Source organism: Desulfothermus naphthae, assembly GCF_054657475.1.
Map to the genome: position 1 here is coordinate 255,422 of NZ_BAAHYQ010000003.1, position 13,262 is coordinate 268,683.

A 13,262-nucleotide genomic window follows, 5' to 3' on the forward strand; every position below is an offset into this window, starting at 1 on the left:
CCCTTCCTTAACTATGTGTTAAAAAATTAAGGTAATCATTGTTGAGACTATTGGCAAGAAATTATCTTGGATATAAAATGGCTAAATTTCAATTTAAACTTCAGCGCATCCTTGATTACAGAGAACAAATTGAAGAACAGGCAAAGATGGGACTGGCAAAAATACTTTCTTTAATATCCCAAAAAAAAGAGCAAATAAAGAAATGCGAGCAAGAACTTGATCAAATTTCAAAAGTGATTTCAATGGGGAATTTGTCTGAACATACTCTCTGGTTATACAAAGAATCTGAAAAAAATATTTCACTCTATATTGACCAATTAAAAAAAGAGTTAAAAGATCTCTCCCAAAAAGCAGAAGTTTTAAGGCAAGATCTTGTCTTAAAAACCATTGAAAGAAAAAAATTGGAAAAATTAAAGCAAAAGGACCATAAAAGGTTTATTTATGAAGAACAAAAAAAAGAACAAAAGGAAATCGATGAAATTTCCACGCTTAGATATGAAAAATTTCTTAATTAGTACTGTTACATTAATTATTATAATCTCTTTAATGAAGACATCCTATTTAATATATAATCTTTCCATAGAAATTATTCCAAAATTACAAAAAAACAAAACCATACAACATCCTGTTTCACAAAAAAAGCAAGCTCCAACTAGAGTTTTTAGTGTGGAATTTGCCCAGGCCGCTGAACCAAAAGATTTTGATATTCCAAAACCTTCAGACAAACTTTTGGCAAAACAGTGGGAAAAATTAAGGGCAAAAGAAGAGGAATTAAAAAGAAAGGAGGAGGAATTAAAAAGGCTGGAGAAAAAAATAGAGGAAAAATTGCGAGAACAAAAGGAGCTTGCACAAAAATTAGAACAATTAATAAATAGAGCAGAAGTTTTAAAAAATAAGAAAATCAAACACTTAGTTCAGCTTTACTCAAATATGGAGCCTGCAAGGGCGGCAAAGGTTTTAGAGACTCTTGACAAACAACTTGCAGTCAAAATAATGGCAGGCATGAAAGGTAGAATAGCTGGTGAAATCTTAACCAATATGGACCCCAAAAAAGCGGCTGAACTATCTGAAGCATTAACGGAATTCCAGACTCCTTTTGGTAAGTAGTTTTTCCTATGTTAAGGTTAAAATTAAAGATTTCTTACATAGGGACCAACTTTGCTGGATGGCAAATACAACCAGACCAGAGAACAGTTCAAGGTTGTTTGGAGGATGTTTTTTTTAAAATAGCGGGAAAGAGGCTCATAGTTTATGGGGCAGGGAGAACAGATGCAGGTGTCCATGCCCTTGGCCAGGTGGCACATGTTGACATACCAGAAAATAAAAAAAACATCCCCTGGCAAAAGGCATTAAATAGTCTCCTACCAACAGATATTTCAATTATAGAAGCAAGATATGTGGATGAGAAATTCCATGCAAGGTATAGTGCAAAGGCAAAGATATATTCATATACCCTGTGGACAAATTCTGATTTTATTTACCCAATGAGGTCACCCTTTTGTTGGAAAATAGGTAAAGTTGATATAAAGCTTATGTTAAGAGCTGCCAAATATCTTGAGGGTGAAAGGGATTTTAGCTGTTTCCAAAATAAGGGATCAAATGTTAAAAACACAACAAGAAAAATATATAAGATATTTTGCGCACCAGGATTATCCCAGTATGAGAGGGTATTTTATTTTATTGGAAATGGATTTTTAAAACAAATGGTCAGAAATATAATGGGTTCTCTGGTGAGGATAGGTAAAAAAAAGATGTCCTTAGATGAATTTTTAACCCTCATAAATCAAAAGGACAGGACCCTCCTTCCGATGACAGCCCCAGCTCATGGTTTGTGCCTTGAGGATGTGATATATTAAGCATAATATCTGTATAAGCTTTTAAATTGAAATTGAGTTTTTTGGAAGACAATTATTCCTATTAATGCCATACATATTTAGATAATTTTTCCCTGAACTTTACAATATTGTCTTGGTTCCCTATACTTTGCAAAAAATAAATATCCTTTTTCATGTATTACCCAATAAATCCTACCTTCATAAGCTCAGCGAGAATTGCTGCTTAAAAAGGTTTTTTATTGTCAAAACCTACAATAAGGTTTAAAATATTATCAAATTGTTAAATTCACAGTTTTTTTAACGTTAAAAGGGGTATTATTATGGAATATAAGACCTTAATTGTCAAAAAAACAGAGGAGTTTGTCGGAGTTATAACCCTAAACAGACCCAAAAATTTGAATACCTTTTCTCTAGAACTTGCAACAGAGTTAAAAGAAGCACTTAAAAGTATGGACAAAGATCCATTAGTCAGAGTGATAATTTTAAAAGGTGCTGGCCGGGCATTTTGTGCAGGTATTGATGTTAGTGATTTTTTCGATAAATCTACAATGGAATACAGGGAATGGATAGAAACCATGGAATCCCCTCTTTTATTTATATCACAGATGAATAAGCCTGTAATAGCGCAAGTCCATGGTCCAGCAGTAGCAAATGGTCTGGGACTTGTAGCAGCCTGTGATCTTGCCATTGCTGCGAGAAATTCCAAATTTGGGCTAACAGCAATAAATGTAGGTTTAAATTGTGTTGGACCTGTAATTCCAGTACTTAAGTCTATAGGCAGAAAAAGGGCATTAGAACTTTTACTTTTGGGAAAAACCATAGATGCTGAAGAAGCCCAAAAAATAGGCCTGATTAACATGGTAGTCGATGAAGAAGAAGTAGAACAAAAGACCCTTAAAATAGCCAAAGAGCTTGCAAACAAAAGCCCTATTGCCCTACAACTCGCCAAAAAGGCATTTTACACTGCTGAAGATATGGATTATGTGAAGGCATTTAGGTATATGAATGAGGTATTTGCAAGATTGTGTTCTACTCAGGATGCAAAAGAAGGGGTTAGGGCATTTTTAGAAAAGAGGACACCACAGTGGAAAGAAAAATAATCTTTCAGGGGTATGTTATGCCAAAGATCAAGATTGAGTTAAATTCACAGATGATTTTAGAGGGTGAACTATTTGATGATGAATTTTTTCAAAAAATTGAAAGAAATTTTCCATTAGAATTTCAAATGGATAGATGGGGCGAGGAACTTTATGGTGTGTTTCCCATTAAAATAGGAAATATTGAGGGAGATTTTCAAGAGGTAATGGATAAAGGTGATGTAGCATATCACCCTGAGACTGGATGGTTTTGCATATTTTGGGGAAAGACCCCATCAAGCAAGGGAGAAGAAATACGCGCAGCACTTCCTGTGATAAAAATAGGATCTGTTACAGGTGATTGGGAAAAGGTATCTAAATTAGAGCCACCAGTTAGAGTAAAAATAGAAATTGATAAATAATCACAAAAATTTCCTATCTAAGAGAAGATGGGAAAAATACCCAACAGTTGCTGCTAAATAAAAGGGAAGAAGTTTTTGTAAAGGTATTTTATAAAAAATTACAGGTAAAATAATAATCGGGGATGGAATAAGTACCATCGCCCAAAGGGTATGTGTCCATCCCCGATGTTTTCCCAGGGCAGGTAACATTGCCATAAATCCCAATATTGCCGCCCATTTATAATATTTCTTTATCATTAAAGCAAGATCTAAAGAAACTAACAAAAAATAAAAGATATTTTGTCCCTTTGAATCAGTATCCACATCTGGAAATAGCGCACCAAGTGAGCCTATAAACAAAAGTGAGGTGATCTCCAATACATTAAAATTATACCACCCCTCATACACGGATAGTGCCACACAAAGTCCAGTTAAAGCCATTCCTCCTGCTAAATGAACTTTGTATCCAGGCATTTAAAACACCCCTATAAACCTATAATTTCAATATCTTCAGGATGTTCAATTACAAATCCAACAGGAAGTCTTTTAGTCTCATAGGGATTTACTTCAATCTTCCACGTTATAATTCCTTCTTTTGAAATAGAAACTTCATCCTTTTTGGGATATAACAATTTAACCTTTATTTTTTCGTTTCTGGATACAGGTATATTGTCCTTTACAAGTATATTTACTTTTCTTTTTTTCCCATTATAAATATTTATCTCATATTCATAAGTGATCTTTACTTTTTTTGAAACCACCCCTTTATATTGAGTGTATTTTTTTATAAGCTTCTTTGTTGTTCTTATAGATTCATCTAAACCTAAAGACAAGTTCAATTTTTCTCCTGACAATTTTTCTTTTTCTAAGAAAAATCTATTTATAAACATTCCATCTAAAAACACATTAACCTTACCTGGCATTATTGGATATTTAAAAGGATTTTTTATTTCTATGTTTAGTTGTGCACAATTATTTAATTTTGGAACAGCAAAGTAAATAAAATCACCTTTTGTTGTTTTTGAAAATAAATAAATTTTATGTTCTTTTTTATCTGAAGGAATAGATACCTTTTGTGGTAACATAAAGGTAAAGGATGTCCAATTTTCCCTAACATAACTCTCTTTAAATGTATTTCTTAAAATTTCTTTTTTATCTGACCACCTTTTAAAATTAGCTGGACCCGCGGACATTACTATTTTATCAAAATCCACTGATTTTGTGACCCTGGGAGGAGAATAGATATCTAAATACCAGGGTTTGAGGGGTGGAATCTCTCCTTTCTCTGGTTTTGATGTTGATATCTCCATATTAACTGTATTCCAATCTTCGCCAGTTGACTGTTGAACAATGGCAAAAGAGTACAATGTAATTGATTTTTCATGAGAATCTACCCTTACATCATATGAATATTTCCATTTTGCAGATTTTACAAGATAAGTAATTTTTATTTTTGAGTTAACTTTTTTATCTGAATATAGATCTAAATATATATCTTTTGATGGATTAAAATTAGAATCTATCTCATTTAATTCATTTTCCAGTGCATTTTTTCTCTTAATTAATTTTTTTTGTTCTTCCTTTAATTGTGCTATTAAATTGTATTTATCTTCCAGAGATTTTATAATATATTTTGAATATCTATCAACTTCTTTTATAGATGTTTTAGTGTTATCTGGAAATGGATTGGTTGATTTTATAAATTTAATTGCTGTTTTTATAGAATTAATTTTATTTGAAATAGTCAAAATTTTTCTATCAAGAAGGCGAATTTCATGTTTTAATTCTTTAATTTTATTAGGTTGTAAATTTTTTACATAATTTCTTTTCACTTTTATATCTAAAATCTTCACAAATTCCTTTTGAATTACTTCTATTTGAACAGACCTGTCAACCATACATTCTGGATATTTTGTAAATTTTAAATGGTTTTCGCCTTTGTGTAAATCAACAATAATTTCTTTTTTTACAAGTGCCATTTCTGGATACAACACAATTTTAGTTATTTTGCCGCCACTGTCATTAAAGGCAAAACATAACCCTCCATAAAAAAGAAAAAAATAGGCAATGATAAATAATTTAACTATACGCATAATATCCCTCCTTTGTTAGGTTGTGATTTTAAACACTTATAGTTCCATAAGCAACCTTTAAAAAACAAGGTTAATTTTTAAAAATTAATGTTGACAATAATTACTTGTTTCAATAAAAGATGAGATGCATCATATTATAAATTTCTATCTTATGTCCAGTTTTAATTAAATAAACCAAAAAAGGGATAAAATTATGGTTGAGTTAATTAAGGGTTTTCCCTCAACAATGGGAGATAATTACCAATTAAACTTAATAGAAATTATTAAATATGCAGCAACAATGTTTCCTAAAAGTGAAGTAGCCTACAGGTGTTTAGATGGGACCATGTTTAGATACAATTATCTTGAGGCCTACAAGAGGATATGTAAGATGGCCCATGCACTCAAGGATTTAGGTGTAAAACCTGGCGACCGTGTTGGTGTTATGGAGTTTAATTCCCATAGATTTTTTGAACTCTATTTTGCAATTTCTGGACTTGGTGCGGTACTTTTGCAGTTAAATCCAAGGATATCAAAGGATGATAGGATTTATGTTGTAAATCATTCTGGAACCAAGTTTATTTTTGTTAGTGAACTCCTTGTCCCTTTAATAGAAGAGATATCAGACTCTATCCCCCATGTGGAAAAATTTATTGTAATTTCAGAAAGCGACAAAAATAAAGAAACTTCTTTGTCTCCTTTATTCAATTATGAAAAATTGTTGGAAGGGAGAGAGGAAGAATTTGAATGGCCTATGATAGATGAAACTTCTGCTTATAGTGGGGCATATACTTCAGGTACTACTGGCAAACCCAAAGGAATCTATTATTCCCACAGGGCTATCTGCCTTCACTCAATGATGCTTACCATTTTATCAGAGCTAAAACCAACTGACGCAATGCTTCAAATTGTCCCCATGTTTCATGCACAGGGATGGGGAGCCTTTTTTGGCCCGCCCATGGTGGGTGCAAAGCTGGTATTTTCTGGACGATATACTGCTGAAGAGCCTGGTCCCCTGCTTGATCTCTTGATAAATGAAAAAATTACAGTAACAAATGGTGCACCTGCAATTTTTCTCCCACTTTTACATTATATAGAAAAATTGGATCCAAAACCCAGGTTCAAAAATTTGCGTATGCTTTCAGGAGCCACAGAACCGCCGCTATCCCTTATGAAAAAGTATGCTGAATTGGGCGCAAATGTAATACATGCTTATGGAGCAAGTGAGACTACACCTATTGTATCAATTAATAAACCAAAACCATATTTAGACCTAGATGAAGAAGAGATGTGGGAGCTTAAGAAAAAGCAGGGTTATTTTGTTCCATTTGTCAACTGGAGGCTGAGAGATTCCATGGGAAGAGACCTTCCTATGGATGGCAAATCAGTTGGAGAGCTCCATTTGAAAGGTCCCTGGATTACCTGTAAATACTACAATGATGAAAGGACCAGGGATGCTATATCACAAGACGGATACTGGAAAAGTGGAGATGCTGCAACAGTGGATGAAAAGGGATACTTAAAAATAACTGATAGATTTAAAGACCTCATAAAAAGTGGGGGTGAATGGATATCCTCTATTGACCTTGAAAATGCAATAATGGCACATCCAGAAGTAATTGAGGCATCAGTTGTTGGAATTCCACATCCAAAATGGGAAGAAAGACCTCTTGCCCTTGTTGTATTAAAAGACCCTTCCAAAAAAATATCAGAACAGGATATCCTTGATTTTATTTCTCCTAAATTTGCAAAGTGGCAACTTCCAGATAAAATCCTATTTGTTGATTCAATCCCCAAGACCAGTGTTGGAAAGTTTTCTAAAAAGGATATCAGGAAGATGTACAAGGATTTTTATATGAAACAATAAGTAAGTAAGAATAATTGAATTAACCTGGAGGTTATTGAAATAAGCCTCCTCTACTTTAGAAATACAATAATATCCTAATAATAAGGGAAATAAATAATGGGAAATATATTATATTTTTTTCCAAGTTGTTGAGATGAATATTTTTTCAAGTTCTTGACATGAAAAGATTTTAAAGATAAAAAAATAATCGCAGCTAAACGTATGCTCAGTTACCACTAAAGGGGAAAAGTAAGGAGGATATAGATGATTTCGCAAGGATTATCAAATTTGCCAGGTTGTCTGGAAGGTATAAAAGTTATTGACTTGTCCAGATTGTATCCAGGGCCATTTTGTACCATGGTCTTGTCAGATAATGGGGCAGAGGTGATTTGTGTTGAGGATAAAAGATATAAAAATGAATTGTTTATTCAGGATTTGTATAGAAACAAAAAACATGTGAATATTGATTTGAAAAAACCTAAAGGAAAAGAAGCATTTTTGAAGTTAGTGAAAGATGCGGATGTCATAGTAGAAGGGTTTAGACCAGGTGTTACAGATAAATTGGGAATTGGCTATAAAGATATATCAAAAATAAACCCTCGTATTATATATTGTTCTTTAAGTGGGTATGGACAAAATGGACCATTTAACATGCGGGCAGGCCATGACGTTAATTATCTCAGTTATGCAGGTGTGTTAGATCTTATTGGACCTGCAGATGGACCACCGACAATTCCTGGTATCCAGATAGCTGATGTTGCGGGGGCCCTATATGGGGTAATTGGAATTGTGATGGCTCTTTATGCAAGAGAAAAGAGTGGAGAAGGGCAATATATAGATATTTCCTTGGCGGACAGTGCTTTTTCTTTTAGCACTTTGATATTCTTTTTCATGAAACTTCAAAAAAGTGCACCTCGCCGCTCAAATACCCTTTTATCCCATAGATATGCCTGTTATAATACTTATGAAACTAAAGATGGACGAGCAATTGGACTGGGTGCTGTAGAAAATAGGTTTTGGGAAAAGATATGTAAATTTTTTAATCGCGAAGATTATATTCCTCTGCAATACGATGAAAAAAAGCGAGAGGAAATAATTAAATTTTTCAGGGAAAAATTTAAACAAAAGACCTTAGAGGAATGGAAAAAGGAGCTTCAGGATGTTGACTGTTGTTGGTCTGAGGTGCTTCATTTTGAAGAGGCATTAGAACTTCCTTTGTTTAAAGAGAGAGAGATGATAATTTCTGTTAAGGACGATAAAGGAAAGGATAACAAATTAATTGGATCACCTCTAAAACTTTCAAAAAATCCAACAAAAGTCAAATCGCCCCCAACATCTTTTGGTAAAGATACAGAAGAGATATTGACAAAATTAGGTTATTCAAAGGAAGAATTTGATGAAATTGTGTGAACAAAGAAGAGTGGAGGAGTAATATGGAACTACTTGAAAAGTATCAAAAACAAATCATTAAGGCTGTAGAAGAATTTGCAAAAGGCGAATTTGATTTAGAGACAGCTCTAAACTATGATAAGGAGCCAACATTTCCAAAAGATATTATTCAGAAAGCAGGGGATTTAGGATTTTTGGGGATACATATTGATGAATCCTTTGGCGGTGGAAATATGAGCTATTTTGAGTCTGTACTTGTAGGTGAGATGCTGGCTTCAATTGATTCTACTTATGCGCTTTCAATAATATATCCGCAGCTTGGGGCTGAAGCTATTTTTCTATTTGGCACTAAAGAACAAAAGGAGCACTTACTTCCTGATTTATTAACAGGAGAAAAATTTGTATCTCCTGCCGTGGATGCAGGTTTGTATATCTTAATGGGAGATGAAGCAGTAAAAGAGCAGGTGAGTGTGTCTAAAAAAGATAATGGTTTTGAAATAAAGGGTGAGCTTAAAAGCGTACCTTTTGCAGCTGATGCCAATTATCTATTATTGATGCTAGATAGACAAGTATTGGACGAAAAATCAGGAGTTGGAATATTTCTCCTTCCAATAGAGGAGAACATGGAAATAACTGCTGAGGCTAAAGGTCTTGGATGGAATATGATTCCTAGATTTAAAGTAAAATTAAACAAAGTATTAATTAATGAAGATAAATTTGTAGGTAAAGGTTTATTTTCTATGGATGATCTTAAAAGATATATAATAAGTGAGTCAATTTTGTTAGCTTCAGTTGGCCTTGGTATTGGTGAGGCAAGTATAAAGAGAGGTATTGAACACATAAAATTAAGGGAACAGTTTAGAAAAAAATTAATGGAATTTCCAGAAATAAGAAGAAAAGTAAGTGATATGATAATGAAATTAAATAGTGTTAGGTATCTGACCTATGAAACCTCAAAAATCCTTTCCAATCAGAAAAAGAAGTTAAAAGCAAAAACATTAAAACAACTAGTAAAAATGTCTTTATCTACAAAATATATGAGTGCACAATTAGCTAAAGAGATTGCTGATCACGCAATTCAACTTTTAGGTGGATATGGATACATGAGAGAGTACCATGTAGAACGATACTATAGAGACGCGAAATGTCTTGAACTTTATGGAGGGAATAAATTTCAACTGACAGAATTAATTTTTCAACATAGTGTATAAATAAATTTTTTTTCTTGTTTAACGGATTGGACTTTATTTATAATGGAAAAAATGATTTTTAAAAAATGTCACTTTTTAGCAGGATAAAAAGAAGAATTATCAGAGGAAGCTAATATTTGTTTACTAAAGGAGTGTTGTATGCAGATACTACCATATAAAGAAGAACATCATGAGTTTAGAAAAAAACTTAGAGAATATTTAAAGAAGGAAGTGATTCCCCATATAGATGAATGGGAAAAGAACAAACAGGTTCCAAAGGAGGCATGGAAAAAATTAGGACGTGCAGGCTTTTTGTGTCCCATGGTAGATAAAAAATATGGGGGATTAGGCGGTGATTTTCTCTATTCGGTTATTTTGTCAGAAGAGTTTGCCTATACTAACCACTCTGGACTTTTTGCAGGTTTGCACAGTGATATTATTGTTCCATATATTGTGAGTTTTGGAACTGAAGAACAAAAACAAAAATACCTACCAGGTTGTGTAACTGGCGATATAATTACAGCAGTTGCAATGACTGAACCAGATGCTGGTAGTGATTTAACTTCTATTACAACTACTGCCACAGAAGAAGGTGATTATGTTATTTTGAATGGAACTAAAACATTTATCTCTAATGGCATAAACTGTGATCTAGTTATTGTAGCTGCAAGGGATCCAGAAGTTGAAGATCCATATAAGGCCCTTTCTTTGTATTTAGTAGAAGATGGAACAGAGGGATTTAAAAAAGGTAATAAATTAGATAAAATGGGATTGTACAGTCAAGATACAGCTGAATTATTTTTTGTTAATTGTAAGATTCCTAAAAGTAATCTACTGGGTAAAAAGCACCATGGATTTTTGATGTTAGTTGAAAAATTGCAACAGGAAAGACTTATATGTTCAATTGGAGCCCTGGCGGCTGCAGAAAATGTTTTAAATACTACAATTGAATTTGCGAAAAATAAGATGTTTAATGGAAAACCATATTCAAGGTATCAAAGCGTTCAATTTACCTTAGTGGAGTTAGTAACCCAAATAAAGATGGCAAGAACATTTTTGGAAAGCCTAATTGTGGATCATATGGAGAAAAAACAAGTAATAAGTGATATCTCTATGGCAAAATACTGGATTACTGATCTATTTAAAAACGTTGCAGATAGGTGTCTGGATATTTATGGAGAGGCTGGTGCTCTGGAATCTTGTCCAATTGATAGGTCTTTTAGGGATGCAAGGGTCTTTTCAATATTTGCGGGGACAAATGAAATAATGAAAAAAATTATAGGAAAATTTATGGGCCTTTAACTTTTTTAATTTCTAACCAAGGGGGTCATTATGGCGTTAAACCTCGACGCAATTGGAGAAAAGATAGGTCCTATAGAAAGGACATATTCGTGGCGAGATATTGTGTTATATGCGCTTGGTGTTGGAGCCGGGTTTGATGAACTTGAATATGTATATGAAAAGGATTTGAAGGTTCTGCCTACTTTTGTAAGTGGAACAATTGTTGACTTTCTTATGGAATTAGCAAAAAAAGCTAACATGAATGTAGCAGGGATTTTACATGGAGAACAAGAAATCATATACCACAGATCAATTCCAACAGAAGGAAAGTTTGTAACTAGCGGCAAGATCAAAAATTATTATGATATGGGTGATAAAGGGGCGTTAATCGTTGGAGAGGCGGTAACAAAAGATGCCAAAGGCAAGAAGTTATTTACTAGTACAATAACTCTGGTTGGAAGATTAGATGGAAATTTCGGGGGAGAAAAACCACCCAAAAAAAAGATACAATTTCCAGACAGAGAGCCAGACTTTGTTGTTGAAGATAAGCCCGTTCATGATCAGCCATTAATTTACAGACTATCTGGGGATCTATTTGCCCTTCATGTGGATCCTGAGTTTGCCAAACAGGTTGGATTTAAAGAGCCAATTATGCATGGAATGTGTACTTTAGGATTTGCCTGTAGAGCTCTGATAAAATCTTTTATCCCTGGAGAACCCAATAAAGTCAGAAAAATTTCATGTAGATTTTCCAGACCACTTTATCCAGGAACACCAATTAAAACTTTGATTTGGAAGGTTGCAGACGATAAGGCCATCTATAGAGTTGTGAATGCAAAAACTGAAGAAATTGTGTTAGATATGGGAGAATTTGAGTTTGGCGAGCTAGCTCAAGACAAGATAGATTTTTCAGGTAAGGTGGCAGTAGTAACAGGAGCAGGAGGAGGACTGGGACGAGCATATGCTATTGAACTCGCAAAAAGGGGCGCAAAGGTTGTTGTAAATGACTTAGGTGGAGCAAAAGATGGCACAGGTGCATCCAAAACTCCAGCACAAAAGGTTGTAGATGAAATAAAAGCTCTTGGGGGAGAGGCCTATCCCAATTATGACAATGTAGCAACCAAGGAAGGGGGTGAAAATATTGTTAAAACTGCTATAGAAAAATTTGGACGAATCGATATATTAATCAATAATGCTGGAATATTAAGGGACAAAGCCTTTGCTAAAATGGAGCCAGAAATGTGGCGTGGTGTTATTGATGTTCATTTGCATGGCGCATATTATGTTACTCGGGCAGCATTTTTAAAGATGAAAGAACAGGGTTATGGAAGGATCATATTTACTACATCCGCAGCTGGTCTTTACGGAAATTTTGGTCAGGCAAATTATTCTGCTGCAAAGTTGGCCCTTATTGGTTTTATGAATACCCTAAAAGATGAAGGACTAAAAGATAATATAAAGGTAAATGCTATTGCACCTGTAGCAGCATCTAGACTCACTGAGGACATTTTTCCTAAAGAGATGTTAGATAAGGCAAAACCAGAATACGTAGTTCCATTGGTTTTATATTTGGTTAGCGATAGATGTGATGTAACAGGAAGAATATACAATGCTGGGCTGGGGAATTATAATCGTGTGGTAATGGGAACAGGTCCTGGAATTATGTTGTCTGAAAAAGGAGAAATACCAACTCCAGAAAAAATAAAAGAAAATTTTAACTCCATATGCAATATGAAAGATTTTAAGGTTTATAAAAATCTCTCTGCACAGCTAACTGATTTACTTTCCTCTTTAAGTAAAAAACCAGAAGCAGATACAAAAGGTATAACTTTTAATTCTCCAAAGGAAGTCTTTGATGCTTTGCCCCAGGCTTTTAAAAAGGATGCTGCAAAGGGTGTAGATGTCTCTTTCTTGTTTAAAATATCAGGTTCATCAGGTGGAGAATGGGTGGTTAAAGTATCAGATGGCAATTTAGAAATTAAAGAAGGTTCTATTGACAACCCCACAACTACACTTGAGATACAAGATAAAGACTTTTTAGATATGATGAGTGGTAAATTACCAGCAATGCAAGCATTTTCATCTGGTAAATTAAAGATTGGTGGAGATATGATGAAATCTCAATTAATTGAGAAGTTGTTTAAATTAAATTGAAAAAGGATTAAGAGGAGG

12 protein-coding genes are annotated in these 13,262 nt (G+C 33.9%); 10 read left to right on the forward strand and 2 right to left on the reverse strand.

Annotation, left to right across the window (positions count from 1 at the left end; all coding sequences use genetic code 11):
- Positions 1–77 precede the first annotated feature (77 nt).
- From fliJ to ACYQ1E_RS12765, 5 genes are all read left to right on the forward strand, one after another.
- A complete protein-coding gene (gene fliJ / locus ACYQ1E_RS12745) occupies positions 78–515 on the forward strand; it encodes a flagellar export protein FliJ (RefSeq protein ID WP_459880042.1) in 438 nt (145 codons plus the stop codon).
- Complete coding sequence (locus ACYQ1E_RS12750; RefSeq protein WP_459880044.1) at positions 475–1,107, forward strand: MotE family protein; 633 nt, start codon at positions 475–477, stop codon at positions 1,105–1,107. Before fliJ ends, ACYQ1E_RS12750 begins: the two co-directional genes overlap by 41 nt.
- Positions 1,108–1,115: 8 nt before the next feature.
- On the forward strand, positions 1,116–1,856 hold the full coding sequence (gene truA, locus ACYQ1E_RS12755) for a tRNA pseudouridine(38-40) synthase TruA (RefSeq protein ID WP_459880046.1): 741 nt from the start codon (positions 1,116–1,118) through the stop codon (positions 1,854–1,856).
- A gap of 299 nt (positions 1,857–2,155) precedes the next feature.
- Positions 2,156–2,935, forward strand: coding sequence for an enoyl-CoA hydratase/isomerase family protein (locus tag ACYQ1E_RS12760; RefSeq protein WP_459880049.1), 780 nt, complete (start codon positions 2,156–2,158; stop codon positions 2,933–2,935).
- Between the two features lie 17 nt (positions 2,936–2,952).
- Positions 2,953–3,333, forward strand: a complete 381-nt coding sequence (locus tag ACYQ1E_RS12765) for a cyclophilin-like fold protein (protein ID WP_459880052.1) — start codon at positions 2,953–2,955, stop codon at positions 3,331–3,333.
- On the opposite strand, the gene ACYQ1E_RS12770 is transcribed toward ACYQ1E_RS12765, so the two are convergent.
- Both ACYQ1E_RS12770 and ACYQ1E_RS12775 read right to left on the reverse strand, forming a co-directional pair.
- Positions 3,334–3,786, reverse strand: a complete 453-nt coding sequence (locus tag ACYQ1E_RS12770; protein WP_459880055.1) for a metal-dependent hydrolase — start codon at positions 3,784–3,786, stop codon at positions 3,334–3,336.
- Between the two features lie 11 nt (positions 3,787–3,797).
- Positions 3,798–5,405 carry a mucoidy inhibitor MuiA family protein gene (locus tag ACYQ1E_RS12775; RefSeq protein ID WP_459880058.1) on the reverse strand — a complete coding sequence of 536 codons (1,608 nt, stop codon included), beginning with the start codon at positions 5,403–5,405 and terminating at the stop codon, positions 3,798–3,800.
- Positions 5,406–5,598: 193 nt separating this feature from the next.
- Here ACYQ1E_RS12775 and ACYQ1E_RS12780 point away from each other — a divergent pair, with 193 nt between their 5' ends.
- The 5 genes from ACYQ1E_RS12780 (at position 5,599) to ACYQ1E_RS12800 (ending at position 13,244) form a co-directional block, all read left to right on the forward strand.
- Complete coding sequence (locus ACYQ1E_RS12780) at positions 5,599–7,251, forward strand: long-chain-fatty-acid--CoA ligase (protein WP_459880061.1); 1,653 nt, start codon at positions 5,599–5,601, stop codon at positions 7,249–7,251.
- Between the two features lie 243 nt (positions 7,252–7,494).
- Positions 7,495–8,640 (forward strand): CaiB/BaiF CoA transferase family protein, encoded by a 1,146-nt coding sequence (locus tag ACYQ1E_RS12785; RefSeq protein WP_459880063.1) that lies wholly within the window; start codon positions 7,495–7,497, stop codon positions 8,638–8,640.
- A 23-nt stretch (positions 8,641–8,663) separates the two neighbouring features.
- Positions 8,664–9,830: an acyl-CoA dehydrogenase family protein gene (locus tag ACYQ1E_RS12790; protein WP_459880066.1), complete on the forward strand. Its 1,167-nt coding sequence runs from the start codon at positions 8,664–8,666 to the stop codon at positions 9,828–9,830.
- 138 nt (positions 9,831–9,968) lie between these two features.
- Positions 9,969–11,111, forward strand: coding sequence for an acyl-CoA dehydrogenase family protein (locus ACYQ1E_RS12795; RefSeq protein WP_459880069.1), 1,143 nt, complete (start codon positions 9,969–9,971; stop codon positions 11,109–11,111).
- A 30-nt stretch (positions 11,112–11,141) separates the two neighbouring features.
- Positions 11,142–13,244 carry an SDR family oxidoreductase gene (locus tag ACYQ1E_RS12800; protein ID WP_459880072.1) on the forward strand — a complete coding sequence of 701 codons (2,103 nt, stop codon included), beginning with the start codon at positions 11,142–11,144 and terminating at the stop codon, positions 13,242–13,244.
- Positions 13,245–13,262: the final 18 nt, after the last annotated feature.

Excerpts from the sequence above, each read along its gene's own strand:
- fliJ (WP_459880042.1), top strand. The coding sequence starts at position 78 with ATGGCTAAATTTCAATTTAAACTTCAGCGCATCCTTGATTACAGAGAA.
- ACYQ1E_RS12750 (WP_459880044.1), top strand. The coding sequence starts at position 475 with ATGAAATTTCCACGCTTAGATATGAAAAATTTCTTAATTAGTACTGTT.
- truA (WP_459880046.1), top strand. The coding sequence starts at position 1,116 with ATGTTAAGGTTAAAATTAAAGATTTCTTACATAGGGACCAACTTTGCT.
- ACYQ1E_RS12760 (WP_459880049.1), top strand. The coding sequence starts at position 2,156 with ATGGAATATAAGACCTTAATTGTCAAAAAAACAGAGGAGTTTGTCGGA.
- ACYQ1E_RS12765 (WP_459880052.1), top strand. The coding sequence starts at position 2,953 with ATGCCAAAGATCAAGATTGAGTTAAATTCACAGATGATTTTAGAGGGT.
- ACYQ1E_RS12770 (WP_459880055.1), bottom strand. The coding sequence starts at position 3,786 with ATGCCTGGATACAAAGTTCATTTAGCAGGAGGAATGGCTTTAACTGGA.
- ACYQ1E_RS12775 (WP_459880058.1), bottom strand. The coding sequence starts at position 5,405 with ATGCGTATAGTTAAATTATTTATCATTGCCTATTTTTTTCTTTTTTAT.
- ACYQ1E_RS12780 (WP_459880061.1), top strand. The coding sequence starts at position 5,599 with ATGGTTGAGTTAATTAAGGGTTTTCCCTCAACAATGGGAGATAATTAC.
- ACYQ1E_RS12785 (WP_459880063.1), top strand. The coding sequence starts at position 7,495 with ATGATTTCGCAAGGATTATCAAATTTGCCAGGTTGTCTGGAAGGTATA.
- ACYQ1E_RS12790 (WP_459880066.1), top strand. The coding sequence starts at position 8,664 with ATGGAACTACTTGAAAAGTATCAAAAACAAATCATTAAGGCTGTAGAA.
- ACYQ1E_RS12795 (WP_459880069.1), top strand. The coding sequence starts at position 9,969 with ATGCAGATACTACCATATAAAGAAGAACATCATGAGTTTAGAAAAAAA.
- ACYQ1E_RS12800 (WP_459880072.1), top strand. The coding sequence starts at position 11,142 with ATGGCGTTAAACCTCGACGCAATTGGAGAAAAGATAGGTCCTATAGAA.